Raw genomic sequence first — 17,496 nt, 5'->3', positions numbered from 1 at the left:
ACCTCTGCCGTGACGGCGGCGGCCGCATCCTCCGGGGACAGCCTCCGCTGGGCGTTACTGTCGAAAGCAGGAGGAAGGGGGACACAATGTCGTCCCGGATGCTGCATGACAGCGCACTGACCAGCCTGCGCACGGGCTTCACCGGCACCCTGCTCACTCCAGGCGACCCCTCCTACGAGGAGACCCGCGCCGTCTTCAACGCCATGATCGACCGCTCCCCCGCGCTGATCGCTCTGCCCCACAACGAGGCGGAGGTCGCCAGGGCAGTGGCCTACGGCCGTGCGGAAGGGCTGCCGATCGCGGTGCGCGGCGGCGGCCACAGTGTCGCCGGCAATTCGACCTGCGACGGACTTGTGGTGGACCTGCGCGAGATGAACGGCGTCACCGTCGATCCCGCCGCCCGCACGGTGCGTGTGGGCGGGGGCGCCACCATCGGCGATCTCGACGCCGCGGTCCAGCCGTACGGGCTGGCCACGACCGGCGGCCGGGTCTCGACGACGGGTGTCGGCGGGTTCGTTCTCGGCGGAGGATCGGGGTGGCTGGAGCGCACCTTCGGGCTGGCCTGCGACAACCTCCTGGCCGCCGAGCTGGTGACGGCGGACGGCAGTCTCGTACGGGCCACCGCCCACAGCGACAGCGAGCTGTTCTGGGCACTGCACGGCGGTGGCGGCAATTTCGGCGTGGTGACGTCGATGACGCTGAGGCTGCATCCCCTGCCCGTGCTGACCGCCGCTCTGCTGATCTGGCCGGCGGAGGCCGGGCCCCAAGTGGTGCGCGCGTACCGGGATTTCATGGAGAACGCGCCCGACCAGGTGGGCGGCGGACTGATCTGCCTGACGGCAGGTCAGGAGCCTTTCGTCCCGGAGAGCCTTGTCGGGAGACTCGCCTGCGCCGTGCTGATCACCTACACCGGGCAGGAGGCACAGGCCCGCGACGTCATGGCCCCGATGCTCCGGCTCGGCCACGCGGGAGAGATGATCGCCGAGATGCCGTACGCGGAGCTGCAGAGCATGCTCGACGATCCGCCCGGCTACCGGAACTACTGGTCCGCGGAGCACCTTGAGGCGTTTCCCGACGAGGCCGTGGATCTCTTCTGCGCGCGGGCTCACGACATGGTGGTTCCCTCGCCGTCCCAGCATGTGCTCTTCCCTCAGGGCGGCGCGGTCGCGCGGGACGCCGATCTGTATCCGTTGCCCTGGCGCAACGCCCCCTGGACGGTGCATCCGTTCGGCCTCTGGGACGATCCAGCCGACGATGCCCGGGCCAAGGAGTGGGCACGCGGCCTGCGCAGCGATCTGAAGCCCTGGGCGAGCGGTGCCGTGTATCTGAACTTCATCGGGCAGGAGGGCCAGGACCGGGTCGTCGCCGGCTTCGGGCCTGAGAACTACCGGCGCCTGGCCAGGGTCAAGGCCCACTACGACCCGGAGAACGTCTTCCGGCTCAACCACAACATCCAGCCGGCGTCTTGAGAGCGCGTGGCCGTTGAGGGCGGGTGGCCGTTGAACGCGCGTGGCCGCCGCCAGTCATGGCAAGCCGCTGCCGTGCGTCACTCCTCGTCGAGGGCTGCGCTGAGCAGCCGCCGGGTGCCTTCCTCGACGCGGTCGGCGTAGTAGTCGTAGAGCGCCTGGCGGCCCAGGTGGGCCGCGAGTGCCCCGTCACCGTCGCGGATCGCGGCGAGGACCTGACGGTGGTGGGCGATGGAGCGGTGCATCCAGACGGTGGCGTCGGCGGCCACCGCGATCTTCTCCTCGATGACCTCGACGACGGCGTCGTGGACGGCGCGTGCGCACAGACCCAGCAGTGAGTTGCCGCTGGCTTCGGCCACGGCCTGGTGGAAGAGCGCGTCGGCCTCGCTGAAGGCGTGCAGACCGGCCTTCCCGGCGCTGAGCGTCTCCATCCGCTCGATCTGCTGTGCCATGCGCGCCAGGTCGCTCTCACTGTGCAGGCGGGCCGCGAGGCGGTTGCTCTCGGCGTCCAGCACCATGCGGAACTGCACCAGTTCGCCGAGGGTGGACAGATGGGAACGGGCGAGCCGCCCCAGGGTGCGGCTGAGGTTGTCCGGCGTGATGCCGAGGACCTCGGCCCCCAGGGGGTCACCGGGCCGGGAGCGTACGAGTCCGGCGGACTGCAGTACGCGCAGTGCTTCGCGGACGGTGGAGCGTCCGACGGCGAACTGGCTGACCAGTTCGCGTTCCCCTGGGAGCCGTGAGCCCGGCGGAAGGTCGCCGCTGAGGATGCGCTCCTCGATCTGTTCCGCGACGCGCTGATATGCGCGCACCGGCTCCACCGGCTGGAAGATGGCCTCCTCCGCGGACATGTGCTCCCCCTCGTCGTACCCGGTCGGCTCCTGGACTGCTGGTACTCACTGCCTCGAACCCCCGCACCGGCGGAGGCTCAGCATGTTCTCCCCCTTGACCGAGGCGTGAGCGCCCTAGGAGAGTACGGGAATTCAACTGGTCTGACCAGTCTCCTGGCTACCTGGCCAGGTGTCTTGGAGGGTTGTTGCCACATGCATTCCAGTCCAGGTGCTCCTCCGCGTGACCCCGTGGTCGACGCGGAGGCCGCCGTCCGTCTCACCCGCGATCTGGTACGGCTGCGCACCGTGAGCGATGCGGGAGCCGACGGCGTCGAAGGGCCGGCCGTCGGCCTGCTCGCGGAGCTCTTCACCGAGTTCGGCTGGGAGTACGAGGTGACCGAGGTGGCGCCGGGACGCCCGAACCTCGTCGCCGTCGTCGAGGGCGGCGGCGGGGACGGCCCGACGCTGATGTTCGAGGGGCACACCGACGTCGTGACGGAGGGGCGCGGCAAGGACTGGAGCGTCGACCCGTACGGCGGCGACATCCGTGACGGCAGGCTGTGGGGCCGGGGTTCCGCCGACATGAAGTCCGGTCTGGCGGCCATGATCCACGGCGTACGGGGCCTGGAGCTCGCGGGCCCGTTCCCCGGCCGGATCGTCCTCGGCGTGCTGTGCGACGAGGAGGGGATGATGCTCGGCGCCAAGGCGTTCGCGGCGTCCCCGCTCGCGTCCCAGGTGGACGGGGTCATCGTCTGCGAGCCCGAAGGTTACGAGGTGTGCACCTCCGCCCGCGGCGGCATCCGTATCCGGCTGGCCCTCACGGGCGTGATGGCGCACGGCGCGATGCCGCAGGAGGCGCGTTCTCCGCTGATCGCCGGGGCCCGGATCGTCGAGGCCCTCGCCGGCGTGGAGGAGTGGGCTGTGCGGCGCTTCGGCACGCATCCGCATGCCGGGGCGGTGACCGTGACCCCGACCGTGCTGCACGCCGGGGACCCGGAACAGCTCAACGTCATTCCCGCGCACGGCATGGTCGGCGTCGATGTGCGTACGGTTCCCGGCACCGACCACGCCGAGCTGATCGGCCGTGTGCGGCAGGCTGCGGCGGACGCCGCCGGGACGGCGGGGGTCACGGTCGAGACGACCGTCGTCGACGACAGGCCCGCGATCGAGATCGGCGAGGACCATCCCGTCGTCGCCGCGCTGGTCGCCGGGCACCGCGCCGAGCACAGCTCCGCGCCCGCGTTCGGGGCGGTGCCGGGCACCACGGACGGCACGATCCTCACCCGTGACGCGGGACTGCCGACAGTGGTCTACGGCCCGGGCGGCAAGTGGATCGCGCACCAGAAGGACGAGTACGTCGAGGTGGCCGAGATCGGCGAGTACGCGAGGGTCTACGCGGCCGCGGCCCGGCACTTCCTCACCGCCTGGCCCCGGGAATCCGAGGGGGCGGCACGGTGAGCGCTTCCTCCCCTTCCGGCGGTCACCTGCTCGCCGGCACCCTTCCGGAGGGCCTGACCGGCTCGCTTCCCGTCGGCGACGAGCAGGTGCCCGCCGTGCGCAGGGAGCCCGTGCGCTTCCCGTACGACGGCAGCGAGGTCGCGCTCGCCCCGGTCGGCGACGAGGCCCTCGCGCTGCGGGCGGCCGGGCACGCGGCGCAGCTGCGCAGGCAGGTCGCGAAGCTGCCGACACGGGTGCGACGGCGGGTCCTCGCCGGCGTCGCCGCGGCGCTGGAGGAGGTCGCCCGCGGCATGGAGGATCTGCTCGTGCTGGAGACGGGCAAGCCGCGCACAGACTGCCGCACCGAGGTGGTGCGGGCCGTGGCCACCTGGGAGGCCGCGGCCGACGAGGTGTCCCATGTGCACGGTGAGACGGTGCCGCTGGACGGCCTGCCGTCCGGTGACGGCCTGACGGGGTTCTGGACTCGGCGGCCGGTCGGTGTCGTCGTCGGGGTCGCGGGGTTCAACTACCCGATGATGCTGGCCTCGCACAAGATCGCTCCGGCGATCGCCGCCGGGTGCCCTGTCATCGTCAAGCCCGCGCCGGCGACGCCGCTGGCGACGCTGTGGCTGGTCGCGCTCGTACGGGAGCAGCTGACGGCCGCGGGTGCACCGGCCGGAGCGGTGCAGATGGTCACCGGGGACGCCGACGTGGGGCGCGTGCTGACGACGCATCCGGACGTGGCGGCGGTCTCCTTCACCGGGTCCGCTCAGATCGGGCACCGCATCGCGCGCGAGGCGGCACCGCGCAAGGTGGTCCTGGAGCTCGGCTCGAACGCGGCGCTGGTGGTGGCCGCCGACGCCGACCTCGACGCGGCGGCGGACGCCGTGGTGCGCGGCGGTTTCTACGCCTCGGGGCAGGCGTGCATCTCCGTACAGCGGGTGATCGCCGTGGAGGGGATCGCCGGTGAGCTGGAGCGGAAGATCACCGAGCGGCTGCCCGGCGTCGTCGTCGGTGACCCACGCGAGCCGGACACCAGGGTGTCGGCGCTCATCGACGAGGCGGCGACGCAGCGGGTGTGCTCCTGGATCGAACGCGCCCGCGCCGCGGGAGCGCGGCTGGTGCACGGCGGTACGCGCAGCGGCCCGTGCGTCACGCCGACGCTGCTTGCCGGGGTGCCCGACGGTGAGCCCGCCTGGGACGAGGAGATCTTCGGCCCGGTGGTGTGCCTGCGGACCGTGCCCGATCTCGATGCGGCGTACGCGACGGTCAACGCCAGCCGGTACGGGCTGCACGCGGCGGTCTTCACGCGGGATCTGGGGGCGGCGTTCGACGCCGTCGAGGAGCTGGAGGCCGGAGGCGTCGTAATCAACGAAGTACCCGGCTACCGCTGCGACATCGCACCGTACGGCGGCGTGAAGGACTCGGGAACGGGCCGCGAGGGTCCGCGGTTCGCGATCGAGGAGATGACGGTGACGCGGATGGCGGTGTTCCGGCGGTGAGCTCGGCACGGAAGGAGAGCAGGGTGGCGTACGCGGATCTGTTCCGCCTGGACGGGCGCCGGGTGGCGGTCGTCGGCGGGGCGAGCGGCATCGGCAGGGAGTCGGCACGGGCACTGGCCGCGCACGGTGCGGAGGTGCTGGTCGCCGACAGGGACGGGCCGGGCGCGGAGGAGACGGCGCGGCTCGCCGCCGGTGAGCGCCCAGCGCCGGGGTCGGGCACGGGCCCCGTCAGCCCGCACACACTCGACGTACTCGACGAGGCCGCCGTACGGGAAGCCGTGGCCGAGTGGGGAGCGCTGGACGGCCTCGTCGTCACGGTGGGCGCCAATGTGCGCAAGCGGATCGCCGACTACACACCGTCCGACTTCGACCGGGTCATCGCGCTCAATCTGCGGGCGTATCTGACGCTCGTGCAGTCGGCGGCCCCGCAGATGGCCGAGCGGGGGCGGGGCAGCGTCGTGGGGATGGCGTCGATGCGGGCCTTCCAGGTGGAGGCGGGCCAGAGCGTGTACGCGGCTTCGAAGGCGGGGCTCGTGCAGTTGCTGCGTACCGCCGCCGCGGAGTGGGGGCCGCGCGGAGTGCGCTTCAACGCGGTGGCACCGGGGGTGGTGCGTACCCCGCTGACCGATCAGATCGCCGCCGATCCGCAGTGGTACGAGGCCTACGCGCAGGCGTCGGCGCTGGGCCGGTGGGCAGGCGCGGAGGAGATCGCGGGGGCCGTGGCGTATCTCGTTTCGGACGCCTCGACGTACGTCACCGGCAGCGTGCTGACGGTGGACGGCGGCTGGACGGCGGTGGACGGCCGCTACGAACCGTCCCTGTAGCCGGTTCCGGCGGACCGCAACCGGCAGACACGCACCGGGCGTTCGGCGCCGGGCAGCAAAGGCAGAGCGGCCGGCACCGGGCACGGCTCCGAGCACCGAGCTCCGAGCACCGAGCACCGGACTCCGAGCAGCAAGCAACGAGCAGCAGCACAGGCAGCGGCACAGAAGGAGCGACATGTCCGACAGCCGATCAGAACCAGGCCCGGAGGAGTCCGGCCGGAAGGAGTCCGGCAGGCCGGGTCCGCCCGGGGCGGCACCGGCCGCGAACCGGCGCCGCCGCTCGCTCTGGCTCCTGCTGGTGCCCGGTGTGCTGTACTGCGCGGCGCCCGTGGTGGCCAACAGCATCGAACCGCGCATTCTCGGTGTGCCGTTCCTCCTGGCGTGGATCATCATGGCGACCGTCGTCAGCCCTTTGATCATCTGGGCTGCCGCCCGCCTCGACCCCGCCTACCGCACCGACGCGCTCGAACCGATACCCGCGGACGATGTCCCGGGCGCAGCCGCGGAAGGCGGCGATGAGCGCGGGCCGGCCACGGGAGGTGCGGCATGAGCGGGTCCGCTGCGATCGCGACGACGATCTTCGGTCTGGCGATGGTGGCGACCATCGTCGTCGGTCTGCTCAGCGCACGCGGAAGGGACAAGGGACTGGCGGAGTGGTCGGTCTCCAGCCGCGGTCTGGGCGTGCTGTTCATCTGGCTGCTGATGGCCGGCGAGACCTACACGAGCTTCTCCTTCCTCGGCACGGCCGGCTGGTCGTTCTCCTTCGGGGTGCCGATCCTCTACCTGGTGGCGTATCTGACGACGGGTTTCGCCGTGGCGTACGTGGTGGGGCCCGCCCTGTGGACGTACGCGAGCCGGCACCGGCTGATATCCATCGCCGACATGGCCGAACACCGCTTCCGTTCCCGGCCGTTGGGGATGCTCGTCGCGGTCGTGGCGACGGTCTTCATCGTGCCCTACATCCAGGTGCAGATTCAGGGCATGGGCGTGGTGGTCAACGCCATGACGTACGGGAGCATCGATCTGCGCGTCGCCGCGGTGATCTCCTTCGTCGTCGCCGAGGTCTTCATCCTGGTGTCCGGGCTGCGCGGCTCGGCCTGGGTCAGCGCGCTCAAGGACGTCCTGGTGATCGCCGTCGTGGTCTTCCTCGCGGTGTACGTACCGATGCACTTCGTGGACGGGCTGGGCGACTTCATGCAGCGGATGGTGACGGAGAAGCCGGAATGGCTGACGTTCCCCGGCCACGAGTCGGACGGTCTGGACGGCACGTGGTTCGTGACCACACTGCTGCTGAACGCAGTGACCATCACGATCTTCCCGACGACGGTCGCCGGCTACCTCAGCGCGAAGTCCCCGAACGCCCTGCGCCGCAACGCAGTTCTGCTGCCCTGGTACCAACTGCTGCTGTTCATCCCGATGATGGTCGGCGCGACGGCGCTGTTCGTGGTGCCCGATCTGAAGAACCCGGATCTGGCGCTGTTCTCGCTCGTCACCGACTCGCTGCCGGCTCCGCTCGTCGCGGTGATCGGTGTGGCGGGGGCGCTCTCGGCGATCGTCCCGATGAGTGTGTTCATGCTGGCGATCGGCACGTTGTGGGGCCGTACCCTGCTGGGCGGCGGCAACGGCGCCGACCCGCGCAGCCGCCGCAGCGGCTCGGCTCCGGCCGACGACGTGCGCACCAAACGGCTGTCGCAGCTGGTGTGTCTCCTGGCGGGGCTGCTGGCGCTCGCGGGAAGCCTGTTCTTCCCCAACACCCTTGTCCAGCTGTCCGTTCTGTCCTACGAAGGGCTGGCGCAGTTGGTGCCCGCCGTACTGCTGGCGCTGTACTGGCGGCGGATGCCGGCTGCGGCGGCCGTCGCGGGAATGCTGGTGGGCCTGACGGTGATGACGCTCCTCTGGGCCACCGGCAACGATCCGCTGAACGGCATCAACGGCGGCATCATCGCCCTGGCGGCGAACCTCGCCGTGACCGGTGCCGTCACCTGGCTGCGCCCCGCCGAGGGCGGCCCGCCCGAGGCAGCCCAGAAGGACCGCGCACCGGATACCGCACCTGCGACGGGAGATGCCGAATGACAGGCGGACTGCACGAGATCCGGCCCGTGCTCTACCGCGCCGCCCGCATCGTCAGCCAGCAGACTCTCGGCGGCCCGGAGCCGGAGGCGATCGCCGTCGCCGGCGGCCGGATCGCCGCCACCGGCACGGTGACGAGGCTGCGCGAGCGCTTCCCCGGCGCCGAGGAGGTCGACTTCGGTGACGCCGCCGTCGTACCGGGCCTGAACGACGCGCACATCCATCTCGCCATCGCCGCCGAGGACTTGCTGCATCTCGACCTGTCGGCCGACGCCGTCGGCGGCGTCGAGGACCTGCTCGGCCACGTACGGGCCGAGGCGGTGCGTGCGGCACCCGGTGAGTGGATTCGCGGCAGCCGGTACGACGACACCAAGACCGGCCGGCTCACCCGCTGGGACCTGGACCGCGCCGCGCCCGGACACCCCGTCCTCGTCGTGCAGGTCGCGGGCCACTGGGGCGTCGCCAACTCCGCCGCGCTGCAAGCCCTCCACATCGACGAGGACTCCTCGCCTCCCAGCGGCGGCGACTTCGGACGCGGCAGTGACGGACGCCTCGACGGCCGGCTCATCGAGCGTGCCCTGATGAACGTCGTCTATCCGGCGACCGCCCGCGGCGCCGACTCACCTCTGCGGCCCAGCTCCCCGCAGGAGAAACTGCGCGGCCTGGCCCGCGCGCAGCGGCAGTGGCACGCGGCAGGGCTGACCTCCGTGTGCGACGCCCTCATCGCTCCCGAGGACATCTCACTGCTTCGCCAGGCAAGGGCCAGGGACGAACTGACCCTCCGTGTCGGCATGCTGCTGTCCATCGACCACTACGCCGCGGCACAGGCGCTGGGCGCCGGCAGCGGCTTCGGCGACGACGTGCTGCGGCTCGTCGGTGTGAAGGCGTTCGTGGACGGCGCGATCGGCGGACGTACCTGTCTGCTGGCGGAGCCGTACGCCGACTCCGGAGGCCACGGACTGCAGACCACGCCCACGGAGGAGCTGTCCGCACAGGTGCGGTCCGTGCACCGGGACGGCAACCGCATCGGCGTGCACGCCAACGGGGACGCGGCGATCCGTCTCGTCCTCGACGCGTTCGAGGCCGCCCAGCGGGAGGTGCCGCAGCCTGACCTGCGGCACCGCATCGAGCACTGCAGCGTCATCGACGCGGACATCCTGGAGCGGATGCGGAGACTCGGGGCGGTCGCCGTGTCCTTCGCGGGCTATGTGGGCTACCACGGCGGGGCGCTGAACCGCTGGTACGGGGAGGAGCGCGCCGAGCGGATGTTCGCGCACCGCTCGTTCCTGGACGCCGGGGTGGCGGTCGCCGGTTCGTCCGACTACCCGTGCGGCCCTTATCAGCCGCTGCTCGGCATCCAGTCGATGGTCACCCGCGAGGGGACGGACGACGGCGTGCCGGTCGGCCCGTCGCAGCGGGTCACCGCGCGGGAGGCGCTCGGCGTCTTCACTCTCGGCTCGGCCGAGGCCGAGGGCACCTCCCGGTACAAGGGGCGTCTGGAGCCCGGCTGCCTCGCCGACTTCACGGTGCTGGGCGAGGACATCCTCACCGTGGAGCCCCAGGGCATCGGCTCCGTACCGGTGCGTGCCACGTACGTGGGCGGTGAGTGCGTCCACGAGGCGTGACAGGCGACTCCCCCGCGGCAGGAGCGGCGGACACAGCGGACGCACGGGCGGGCCGGACGGGCCCATTGGGCCCGCCCGGCCGGGACCGCTCCACCGGGACCGCGCCTGAGCGCGACCCCGCTACCGCGGGTGCGGCCGCAGCGCCGGGTCGACGCAACGCGGCGGTTCGAGACGGTCGGCGATGCTGCGCAGCGTACGTGCGAGCGTGCGACGCGACCGGCGGACCTTCGCGGGCTCGTCCGGGACCACGGGAGCGCCGGGCAGCGCGGAGTGGGCGAGATTCCGTGTCGCGTCCGCGACGAGGGGGCCTTCGATCGGGAACATGGCGTCTCCTTCGGGTCAGTCGGGTACGGGTCCGGTGGTGGCCCGTACGACCAGTTCGGTGGGCAGCTTGATCCGCGGCACCTTCTCCTCCTCCCGGGGTTCGAGCAGCAGCCGGCCTGCGAGCCGGCCCTTCTCGCCCATGGGCTGCCGTACGGTCGTCAGGCGTGCTCTGCCCGCTTCCGGGACGTCGTCGAAGCCCGCGACGGAGATATCACGCCCGACGACGAGCCCCCGCTGCTCGCAGGCGTCGAGCACCCCGAGCGCGAGCACGTCGCCGATCGCGAGCACGGCGGTGGGCCGGTCGGCGACATCGAGGAAGTGGGCTGCGGCGGAGGCCGCCGCGGAACGGGAGTTGCGGCCCGCGGCGACGACGCGGACACTGCGCCAGTCGACTCCCACCTCCTCCAGGGCGTCCCGGTAGCCGGCGAGGCGGCCGCGCAAGTCCCCGCAGTCGGAGGCGAGTTGCTCCTCCACGGTCGCGGGGCCCGAGGTGCCCGGTGCGACGACCTGATCGACCATCACCGCGATCCGCCGGTGGCCGAGTCTGGCGATGTGTTCTCCGGCGAGCCGCGCCGAGGCCCGCTCGTCGATACCGACGTACGGGATCGAGGGATCGTCCCGCTCGTCGGTGGTCACCATCGGCAGGCCCCGTGCCCGGATCAGTGCCTTGGCGGGATGGCCTACAGGCACGCAGTAGAGACAGAAACCGTCGACCACCGCGTTGCGTACGGCCGTCTCCGGATCGTCGGTTCCGGGCGGCACCGGAGCATCACTGCCGGCCGTTTCCGGGTTGTAGGCACGGGGCGGCATGGGGATGAGGAGCAGGCCGGTGCCGGAGGCTTCGGCGACCTCCGCGACTCCGCGCAGAAAGCCCACGGAGTACGGGTCGGCGAAGGCGTACGACAGGGTCTCGGTGAAGAGCAGGCCGATCGCTCCGGCCCTCCCCCGCCGCAGTGAACGCGCCGTCGCGTCGGGCCCGGGGTAGCCCAGGCGCCGCGCGGCGTCGAAAATCCGCTCGCGCAGGTCCTTGTTGAGCTGGTCGGGGCGGCCGTATGCGTTGGAGACGGTCGTCCGCGACACCCCGACCTCGTCCGCGACGGTCTGCAGCGTCGCCCGCTTCCCACGCGAGTCCATGGCCCCCACCGCTCGTCCACCCATCTTCTGTATCGATTAAGTCTGTATCGATACAGTAGCCGGGCGCCGTAGCGGCTGTCCAATTCTTTTTTCGCGAGAGGGGCTTGTTCAGGCCGATTCGACGGCCTGCTTGATCCGCCGGCCGAAATCCTCCGCGTCCTTGCGTGCCGCGTTCAGGGCGACACCGGCGATCATCTTGCCGACGCCGTGACCGGTGAGGGAGTTGAACAGCCGCACGCGCGTGGTGCCTTCGCCGGTCGACTCGAGGTCGTAACCACCCTCCTCGGCCGTCACCAGATTCTCCGAGGTCTCCGTCCAGCGGATCTTGGTGGGCGGTTCGAACTCGGTGATGCGGAACTCCCGGCGCGTGCGCACCCCGGCGTCCTTGACCGTGCTCCTGTACACGGTGCCCACCCCGGTCGGGCCGTCGGTCACCTTCGCCATCTCCTCGACCCTGGGGCTGAATTCGGGGTCGTTCCGCCCGTCGGCGAGGAACGCGAAGACCTCCTCGACGGGGCGGTCGATCTCCGTCGTCACCTCGAACTGTCCGGCCATCGCCTCTCTCCCCTGCTTCGGATCACTCCCTGGGTCCGACTCCGTTCACGGCTGCCTGCGGGCCTGTTCGGTGGCCATGCCGGCAGCCTCCCGTTCAGAGCCGGCGCTGGCGGTGCTCAGGGCACCGCCGGCGCTCTCCAGGTGTGCCCGTACGAACCACTGGAAGAGTTCCAGGCTCCGCAAGTGCTCGATGAGCATGTCCTGGGTGATCAGGTCGCTCTCGTCGGTGGCCTTCACCGCTTCCCTGTGGTCCTTGATGATTCCGCTGTAGACGAGGTCGAGAGCACCGAGGTGTTCGATCGCCTCGGCACGGCCGATGGCGTAGTCCTCCCAGCCGCGCTCCGCCACGAGGGCTCCGGGGGTGCCTTTCGGCGATCCGCCGAGTGTGGAGATGCGCTCGGCGGTGGTGTCGGTCATGTCGCGTACGGCGTCGACCTGGGGGTCGAGCATCTCGTGCACGGCGATGAAGTGCGGGCCGACCACGTTCCAGTGGACGTGCTTGAGGGTCAGAGCGAGATCGTTGAGGGCATGCAGCCGCATCGTCAGCAGCCGGATGACGTCGCCGCCCTCCCGCTGCGACATTCCGGGGACCGTGTACTTCGGGTCGGGCGCACTGCTGGGCACTCGTCTCTCCCTCTCCGCTGACGGTCCGCCCCAACTCGGCGGTTTCTCCCATGCGACCACCGGTGAACTCCCGGCGCGCGCCGGGAGAGCGCCGAGTCGCCCATTCGGGAGCCGGGGAACACCCCGGCGCGCGGTCGCCTGCACGTGTGCCGCCGGTACGTCGCGGAGTTCCCACAGCGCGGGTTGCGCGCGGTGTTCCGGGCGGGTTCACGTGCCGGTCGGCGGCGCCGCGACGCACCGTACGAGCGCACTGAGCCGCTGGTCGGCGGGCGGTGCAAGACGTGCCTGTTCCAGGGCCGTGAGCGCGGACGCGGTGAGCTGACCGATGCGTGCCTCGACGGCGGCGACGGCCCCGAGACCGGTGAGGAGGTCCTGGATCCGCCCGAGCTCGCCGGCGTGGAGTTGCTGGTTGCCGAGCGCGGCACGCAGTTGACGCTCGGCGTCGTGTCTGCCGTGTGCGCGTGCGCGCTGCAGCGCGATGGCCATCAGGTACGTGGAGACACCGTCCCGGATGTCGTCACCGGCGGGTTTGCCCGTACGGACGGGCCCTCCGAAGACGCCGAGGAGGTCGTCGCGCAGCTGGAAGGCGACACCGGCGCTGCGTCCCGCCCGGCGCAGCGCGGCGATGAGTTCCGGGCCCGCGCCCGCCATGGCGGCTCCCAGATGGAGGGGGCGTTCGACGGTGTAGAGGCCGCTCTTGAGGTAGGCCACCCGCAGCGACTCCTCGGGCGAGTCCACGCCGGTGCCCTGCCCGTACAGGTCGAGGTACTGGCCCGCGATGGTCTCGGTGCGCATGGCCTGCCAGGCGGGACCGACGGCCCGTCTGGCCCTGCTGTCCAGCCCCGCCGTCTCGAACAGGTCGTCGGCCCACACCAGGGCGAGGTCGCCCGCGAGGATGGCCGCCGAGACCCCGAAGGCGTCGGCGTTGCCGCGCAGCCCCGCCGCCCGGTGCTGGTTGGCGAAGGCGACGTGGGCGGACGGGGCGCCTCGGCGCAGCAGCGAGCCGTCCATCAGGTCGTCGTGGATGAGCGCACAGCCCTGGATCAGCTCCAGCGCTGTGGCGACCTTGAGCACGGACTCGGCTCCGGAGCCCCGGGGCGCGCCGCCGCAGCCGCGCCAGCCCCACCACAGGAAGGCGGGACGGGTGCGCTTTCCGCCGCGCAGGACCACGTCGGCCAGCAGGTCGATGACGTCCTCCGCGAACCGGTCGCTGCTGCGGGCGGCCTCTTCCCTGCGAACCGAGATGTGCCGGGTCAGCAGCGCCTCGATGACGGCCGCTGTGTCGTGATCGGGATCGATGCCGAGCGTACGGACGTCCCGGACGTCCTGGTTCCCTTCTCGTACATGGGCGCTGGGCCGGCGCTGCATGGCGGCTCCTTCCCGCGGTCGGCCCGACAGCGCGGGCACGCCGCTCGCACTCACGGATGGTGAAGGGAGATCTGCGGAGAGTTTTTCAGCAGTGCCGCGCCGGTGCACCTCCGCGCCGTGCAACTGCCCGGGAACGTCCGTACGGGGCGACGGGACGTCCCGTACCAGGAGCGGAACGGAACTCCAGGCATTCACCGAGGGCGGAGGGGCACCCGGTCAGCGAATGGTACGAATCATGCGAAAGGCGGCATCCAACCCATGTCGAGGGGCAGAAAGATCCTCCGGGACGGCCGGCTGTCACGGAGAACGCAGGGCAACGCGGCGTTCGGGAGGTTCCGCCGCCGGATCGCCGACGGAACACGAGTGGTGGCCCGTACGGACGCCGGCGTTCTCCGTGCTGCCGGCGGCCGGTACAGCGGGACATCACCGGCCGGCGACGCAGGCCCGCCCGGCGGACCGGAAGAGCTGCACGGGAGAGGGGGGAACGCCCCATGAGCGACATGAAGCAGGGTTCCCAGCGCGAGGAGCTCTTCGCCGACTTCGCCCGGCACGTGAATCTGCCCGCGGGCCAGCTCGAGCACTGGCTGGAGACGGAGCGGTCACGCAGCGTGGGCCGGCACAAGGGTCAGCGGGAGAGCCACGGCCACGCTGCGGGGCGCCGCATACTGCGGCTTCTGCGCACCCCTAGGGCGGACTTCACCGCGGACGATCTGGTGCACATGCGAAGGGCGATCCACCACATCGACCGGCAGCTCAAACACCGGCCTCGGGGCGACGTCAGCGACACCGACTGGCGCTTCGCCCTCATGAACTGGGGGCACGACCCGCAGCGCTGAGGCCGTTCGGACGGGCCACGCGGCGGCACGGCCGTACAGCGGGGGCCCGAGCCGTACCCGCCCAGGGTGATGCGCACCGGGGGCGGCGGAGTGAGGATGGTGCCATGCTGCTGGCCGACATCGCGCGGACGTCGAGGGAGATCACGACGGTTTCCGCCCGCAAGGAGAAGGTGACGCTGCTTGCGGAACTCTTCCGCGCGGCTTCGCCCGCCGAAGTGCCGGTCGTCGTCACGTACTTGGCGGGCCGGCTGCCGCAGCGGCGTACCGGTGTGGGCTTCCGTACGCTCTCCGCTTCCCACCCGGCGTCACCCGAGGCGCACTTGACCATCGCCGAGGTGGACGCGGCGCTGGAGGAGATCGCCTCCGTACGCGGCAAAGGAGCACAGGCGGAGCGTAAACGGCTGCTGGAGGCGTTGATGTCCGCGGCGACCGAGGAGGAGCAGGACTTCCTCTTCCGGCTGCTCACCGGCGAGTTGCGGCAGGGGGCGCTGGACGCGTTCGCCGTCGAAGGGCTGGCGGAGGCGGTCTCCGTGCCGTCCGGACAGGCGCGGCGCGCCGTGATGTTCGGCGGTTCGCTCGGCGCGGTGGCGAGTGCGCTGCTGGCCGAAGGGCCCGCCGCGCTGGAGGAGTTCCGGCTGCAGACGGGCCGCCCGGTGCTGCCGATGCTGGCGCAGAGCGCGAAGAACGTACTGGAGGCGGTCGACAGGCTCGGTCCCTGCGTCGTGGAGGAGAAGCTGGACGGCATCCGCGTGCAGGTGCACAAGGACGGTGAGAGTGTCGGGATCTACACGCGGACCCTGGACGACATCACCGCCCGGCTTCCCGAGGTCTCCGGCGCGGTGGCCGCTCTGCCGGTGCGGCAGGCGGTGCTGGACGGGGAAGTCATCGCGCTGGCCGAGGACGGCAGGCCGCGCGCGTTCCAGGAGGTCTCACAGCGCGTGGGTTCGCACGCGGACGTGACCGCGGCCCGTGGGACGCTCCCGGTGACACCGCGTTTCTTCGACGTACTCTCGGTCGACGGACGTGATCTGGTGGACCTGGACGCGGCGCAGCGCCACGAGGCTCTCGCGCAGGCCGTTCCCGAATCCCTCCGGGTACGGCGCCTCGTCGTCTCGCATCCGCAGTCTGACGAAGAACGCAGCGCCGCCGAGCAGTTCGCACAGCGGGTGCTGGACCAGGGCCATGAGGGCGTCGTGGTCAAGGCGCTGGACTCCGCCTACACGGCGGGGCGGCGCGGCGCGTCCTGGCTGAAGGTGAAGCCCGTCTTCACGCTCGACCTCGTGGTGCTGGCCGCGGAGTGGGGCCACGGGCGGCGCACGGGGCGTCTGTCCAATCTCCATCTGGGTGCCCGGTGGCCGGACGGATCGTTCGCGATGCTCGGCAAGACCTTCAAGGGGCTGACGGACGAGCTGCTGGCCCGGCAGACCGGGGAGCTGCTCGCGATCGCGGAGCGCGAGCACCACTGGGGTGTGACGGTGCGCCCGGAACTGGTGGTGGAGATCGCCGTCGACGGGCTGCAGCGCTCGACGCGGTATCCGGCGGGGGTGACGCTGCGCTTCGCACGCGTGGTGCGCTACCGGCCCGACAAGAGCGCGGCGGATGCCGACACCGTCGACGATGTCCTCGCGCTGCGCAGGTGAACGGGCGGCGCACCAGGGGGCTTACGGGCGTGGGTGTACCCGTTGCCGCCCGGCACCGCGGCTTACACGGGCCGCGGTGCCGGGCGGGTCACGGCGCGGGCCCGACGGAAGGCCGGTGCCGGGCGGGTGAAGTCCCGCCGCCGCGGGGGCGGTTCAGCCGCGCGGGACGACCATCGAGAGGACCTTCGGCAGCGGGTACCAGTCGGAGGTCGCGAAACTGGCGTGCGACGCGGCGAGTTGGGTGACCCGGTCGCGGGCCTCCTGCTCCCCCGGTTCGACGTTGTCGATCTCCGGATCGACCTTGTGCGCGTCCGTCATCACCGTGAGATAGCCGTGTTCCTGATACCAGGCCGTGTCGATTCCGTCGCCGGCGAAGGTCGCAGCGTCGCCGTCGAAGACGACGAACCAGGGGCGCAGCGCCTCGTCGTAGCGTTCCGTGCGGGGGTCGCCCTTCTCCGCGCCGTGCACCGCCGGGAAGGCACCGGCCTCGGCCAGCGAGCCCTTGGCGGCGAGGTCCTTGAGGTGGGTGGCGTACTCCTCGTCCGTCCACAGGTCGTCGGCCGGGTTCTCCTCCTCGACGGTGCCGGGGATGAGTTCGACGAGGAACTTGCCCGCCATGGCGTCCCGGCCGGGCCAGCCGGTGCTGCCCACGGCTTCGTCGAGGGTGGCGTGTTCACCGGTGACGTCGGAGGGGCGCAGCAGGGCGTCGCCGAGCTTCTCGCCGAGCAGGGCGTCGAGTTCGTCGGGTCCGCGGTCGGCCTTGTCGTAGAAGCCGTCCTTCATCTCGACCTTGATGAGGACGGGTGGATGTCCCGGGTTCGCGTCGTGCCAGGCGCGCATGTCGGCGAGGCAGCCGTCGAGGCGCTGGTCGCGTTCCTTTGTGCGCAGCTCGTCCGCGGATGCGGCGTTCTCGCAGTTGTTGTCGTTTCCGGTGGGGCTGCTGTGGGAGACACGCCAGCCCTTGCCGAGGACGTTGGTCCACACGTCGAGTTCGAGGAGGGAGGCACCCGAGTCGAGGGCGTCGGCGAAGTATTCGTACTTGTCCTGCTCGTATGCGTTGTGTACGCCGACCCCCGTGGTGTCGGCGTAAGAAGCGGCCGCCGCCTTCTCTGGGCCCGCCTGGGCGGTGACCGGGAGGGCGAGCGCGGTGGCGGCGGTGACGAGCGCGGCAGTCGACACGGCGAGGGCGAGGCGGGATCTGCTCATGGCCTGAGTCCTTGGTGGTGTGGGGGGTCCAAGTGGTCATCAGCGTAGAGCGGTT

At 71.4% G+C, this 17,496-nt stretch carries 16 protein-coding genes; 9 read left to right on the top strand and 7 right to left on the bottom strand.

Annotated features, from left to right (window positions below; translation table 11 throughout):
* The first annotated feature begins 86 nt into the window (after nucleotides 1-86).
* Nucleotides 87-1,469: an FAD-binding oxidoreductase gene (locus tag ACSMXX_RS30755; RefSeq protein WP_473181923.1), complete on the top strand. Its 1,383-nt coding sequence runs from the start codon at nucleotides 87-89 to the stop codon at nucleotides 1,467-1,469.
* A 77-nt stretch (nucleotides 1,470-1,546) separates the two neighbouring features.
* On the opposite strand, the gene ACSMXX_RS30750 is transcribed toward ACSMXX_RS30755, so the two are convergent.
* On the bottom strand, nucleotides 1,547-2,317 hold the full coding sequence (locus ACSMXX_RS30750) for a FadR/GntR family transcriptional regulator (RefSeq protein ID WP_473181922.1): 771 nt from the start codon (nucleotides 2,315-2,317) through the stop codon (nucleotides 1,547-1,549).
* A gap of 192 nt (nucleotides 2,318-2,509) precedes the next feature.
* Here ACSMXX_RS30750 and ACSMXX_RS30745 point away from each other — a divergent pair, with 192 nt between their 5' ends.
* The 6 genes from ACSMXX_RS30745 (at nucleotide 2,510) to ACSMXX_RS30720 (ending at nucleotide 9,754) form a co-directional block, all read left to right on the top strand.
* A complete protein-coding gene (locus ACSMXX_RS30745) occupies nucleotides 2,510-3,754 on the top strand; it encodes a M20 family metallopeptidase (protein ID WP_473181921.1) in 1,245 nt (414 codons plus the stop codon).
* Complete coding sequence (locus tag ACSMXX_RS30740) at nucleotides 3,751-5,235, top strand: aldehyde dehydrogenase family protein (protein ID WP_473181920.1); 1,485 nt, start codon at nucleotides 3,751-3,753, stop codon at nucleotides 5,233-5,235. The genes ACSMXX_RS30745 and ACSMXX_RS30740 overlap by 4 nt, the downstream gene beginning before the upstream one ends.
* A 23-nt stretch (nucleotides 5,236-5,258) precedes the next feature.
* Nucleotides 5,259-6,059 carry an SDR family NAD(P)-dependent oxidoreductase gene (locus tag ACSMXX_RS30735; protein ID WP_473181919.1) on the top strand — a complete coding sequence of 267 codons (801 nt, stop codon included), beginning with the start codon at nucleotides 5,259-5,261 and terminating at the stop codon, nucleotides 6,057-6,059.
* A 175-nt stretch (nucleotides 6,060-6,234) separates the two neighbouring features.
* Complete coding sequence (locus ACSMXX_RS30730) at nucleotides 6,235-6,609, top strand: DUF3311 domain-containing protein (protein ID WP_473181918.1); 375 nt, start codon at nucleotides 6,235-6,237, stop codon at nucleotides 6,607-6,609.
* Entirely contained in the window at nucleotides 6,606-8,132 is a 1,527-nt protein-coding gene (locus ACSMXX_RS30725; RefSeq protein WP_473181917.1) for a sodium:solute symporter family protein, read from the top strand. Before ACSMXX_RS30730 ends, ACSMXX_RS30725 begins: the two co-directional genes overlap by 4 nt.
* On the top strand, nucleotides 8,129-9,754 hold the full coding sequence (locus ACSMXX_RS30720; RefSeq protein ID WP_473181916.1) for an amidohydrolase: 1,626 nt from the start codon (nucleotides 8,129-8,131) through the stop codon (nucleotides 9,752-9,754). Before ACSMXX_RS30725 ends, ACSMXX_RS30720 begins: the two co-directional genes overlap by 4 nt.
* Before the next feature lie 120 nt (nucleotides 9,755-9,874).
* Here the strand turns inward: ACSMXX_RS30720 and ACSMXX_RS30715 are convergent, their stop codons facing one another.
* The 5 genes from ACSMXX_RS30715 to ACSMXX_RS30695 all read right to left on the bottom strand — a co-directional run bounded on the left by ACSMXX_RS30715 (nucleotide 9,875) and on the right by ACSMXX_RS30695 (nucleotide 13,759).
* Nucleotides 9,875-10,078 (bottom strand): hypothetical protein, encoded by a 204-nt coding sequence (locus tag ACSMXX_RS30715; RefSeq protein ID WP_473181915.1) that lies wholly within the window; start codon nucleotides 10,076-10,078, stop codon nucleotides 9,875-9,877.
* Between the two features lie 15 nt (nucleotides 10,079-10,093).
* Nucleotides 10,094-11,212, bottom strand: a complete 1,119-nt coding sequence (locus ACSMXX_RS30710) for a LacI family DNA-binding transcriptional regulator (RefSeq protein WP_473181914.1) — start codon at nucleotides 11,210-11,212, stop codon at nucleotides 10,094-10,096.
* Between the two features lie 108 nt (nucleotides 11,213-11,320).
* Entirely contained in the window at nucleotides 11,321-11,767 is a 447-nt protein-coding gene (locus ACSMXX_RS30705) for an SRPBCC family protein (protein ID WP_473181913.1), read from the bottom strand.
* A 45-nt stretch (nucleotides 11,768-11,812) separates the two neighbouring features.
* On the bottom strand, nucleotides 11,813-12,391 hold the full coding sequence (locus tag ACSMXX_RS30700) for a Dps family protein (protein WP_473181912.1): 579 nt from the start codon (nucleotides 12,389-12,391) through the stop codon (nucleotides 11,813-11,815).
* Between the two features lie 207 nt (nucleotides 12,392-12,598).
* Nucleotides 12,599-13,759 carry a polyprenyl synthetase family protein gene (locus ACSMXX_RS30695; RefSeq protein WP_473181911.1) on the bottom strand — a complete coding sequence of 387 codons (1,161 nt, stop codon included), beginning with the start codon at nucleotides 13,757-13,759 and terminating at the stop codon, nucleotides 12,599-12,601.
* A gap of 491 nt (nucleotides 13,760-14,250) precedes the next feature.
* Here ACSMXX_RS30695 and ACSMXX_RS30690 point away from each other — a divergent pair, with 491 nt between their 5' ends.
* The gene (locus tag ACSMXX_RS30690; RefSeq protein WP_473181910.1) at nucleotides 14,251-14,595 is read left to right on the top strand and encodes a DUF3140 domain-containing protein; all 345 of its coding nucleotides are present in this window, start codon (nucleotides 14,251-14,253) and stop codon (nucleotides 14,593-14,595) included.
* Between the two features lie 104 nt (nucleotides 14,596-14,699).
* Nucleotides 14,700-16,235 (top strand): ATP-dependent DNA ligase, encoded by a 1,536-nt coding sequence (locus tag ACSMXX_RS30685; protein WP_473181909.1) that lies wholly within the window; start codon nucleotides 14,700-14,702, stop codon nucleotides 16,233-16,235.
* A gap of 153 nt (nucleotides 16,236-16,388) precedes the next feature.
* Here the strand turns inward: ACSMXX_RS30685 and ACSMXX_RS30680 are convergent, their stop codons facing one another.
* Nucleotides 16,389-17,441: a phosphatidylinositol-specific phospholipase C domain-containing protein gene (locus ACSMXX_RS30680; protein ID WP_473181908.1), complete on the bottom strand. Its 1,053-nt coding sequence runs from the start codon at nucleotides 17,439-17,441 to the stop codon at nucleotides 16,389-16,391.
* Nucleotides 17,442-17,496 lie beyond the last annotated feature (55 nt).

This window comes from Streptomyces sp. DSM 116795, assembly GCF_055792905.1.
The sequence above is the reverse complement of the archived record's forward strand: the minus strand, read 5'-3'. Positions and strand labels throughout refer to the sequence as shown.

Bases quoted from the DNA above. Each gene is read 5' to 3' on its own strand.
- ACSMXX_RS30755 (WP_473181923.1), top strand. From the start codon at position 87: ATGTCGTCCCGGATGCTGCATGACAGCGCACTGACCAGCCTGCGCACG.
- ACSMXX_RS30750 (WP_473181922.1), bottom strand. From the start codon at position 2,317: ATGTCCGCGGAGGAGGCCATCTTCCAGCCGGTGGAGCCGGTGCGCGCA.
- ACSMXX_RS30745 (WP_473181921.1), top strand. From the start codon at position 2,510: ATGCATTCCAGTCCAGGTGCTCCTCCGCGTGACCCCGTGGTCGACGCG.
- ACSMXX_RS30730 (WP_473181918.1), top strand. From the start codon at position 6,235: ATGTCCGACAGCCGATCAGAACCAGGCCCGGAGGAGTCCGGCCGGAAG.
- ACSMXX_RS30725 (WP_473181917.1), top strand. From the start codon at position 6,606: ATGAGCGGGTCCGCTGCGATCGCGACGACGATCTTCGGTCTGGCGATG.
- ACSMXX_RS30720 (WP_473181916.1), top strand. From the start codon at position 8,129: ATGACAGGCGGACTGCACGAGATCCGGCCCGTGCTCTACCGCGCCGCC.
- ACSMXX_RS30715 (WP_473181915.1), bottom strand. From the start codon at position 10,078: ATGTTCCCGATCGAAGGCCCCCTCGTCGCGGACGCGACACGGAATCTC.
- ACSMXX_RS30710 (WP_473181914.1), bottom strand. From the start codon at position 11,212: ATGGACTCGCGTGGGAAGCGGGCGACGCTGCAGACCGTCGCGGACGAG.
- ACSMXX_RS30705 (WP_473181913.1), bottom strand. From the start codon at position 11,767: ATGGCCGGACAGTTCGAGGTGACGACGGAGATCGACCGCCCCGTCGAG.
- ACSMXX_RS30695 (WP_473181911.1), bottom strand. From the start codon at position 13,759: ATGCAGCGCCGGCCCAGCGCCCATGTACGAGAAGGGAACCAGGACGTC.
- ACSMXX_RS30690 (WP_473181910.1), top strand. From the start codon at position 14,251: ATGAGCGACATGAAGCAGGGTTCCCAGCGCGAGGAGCTCTTCGCCGAC.
- ACSMXX_RS30685 (WP_473181909.1), top strand. From the start codon at position 14,700: ATGCTGCTGGCCGACATCGCGCGGACGTCGAGGGAGATCACGACGGTT.
- ACSMXX_RS30680 (WP_473181908.1), bottom strand. From the start codon at position 17,441: ATGAGCAGATCCCGCCTCGCCCTCGCCGTGTCGACTGCCGCGCTCGTC.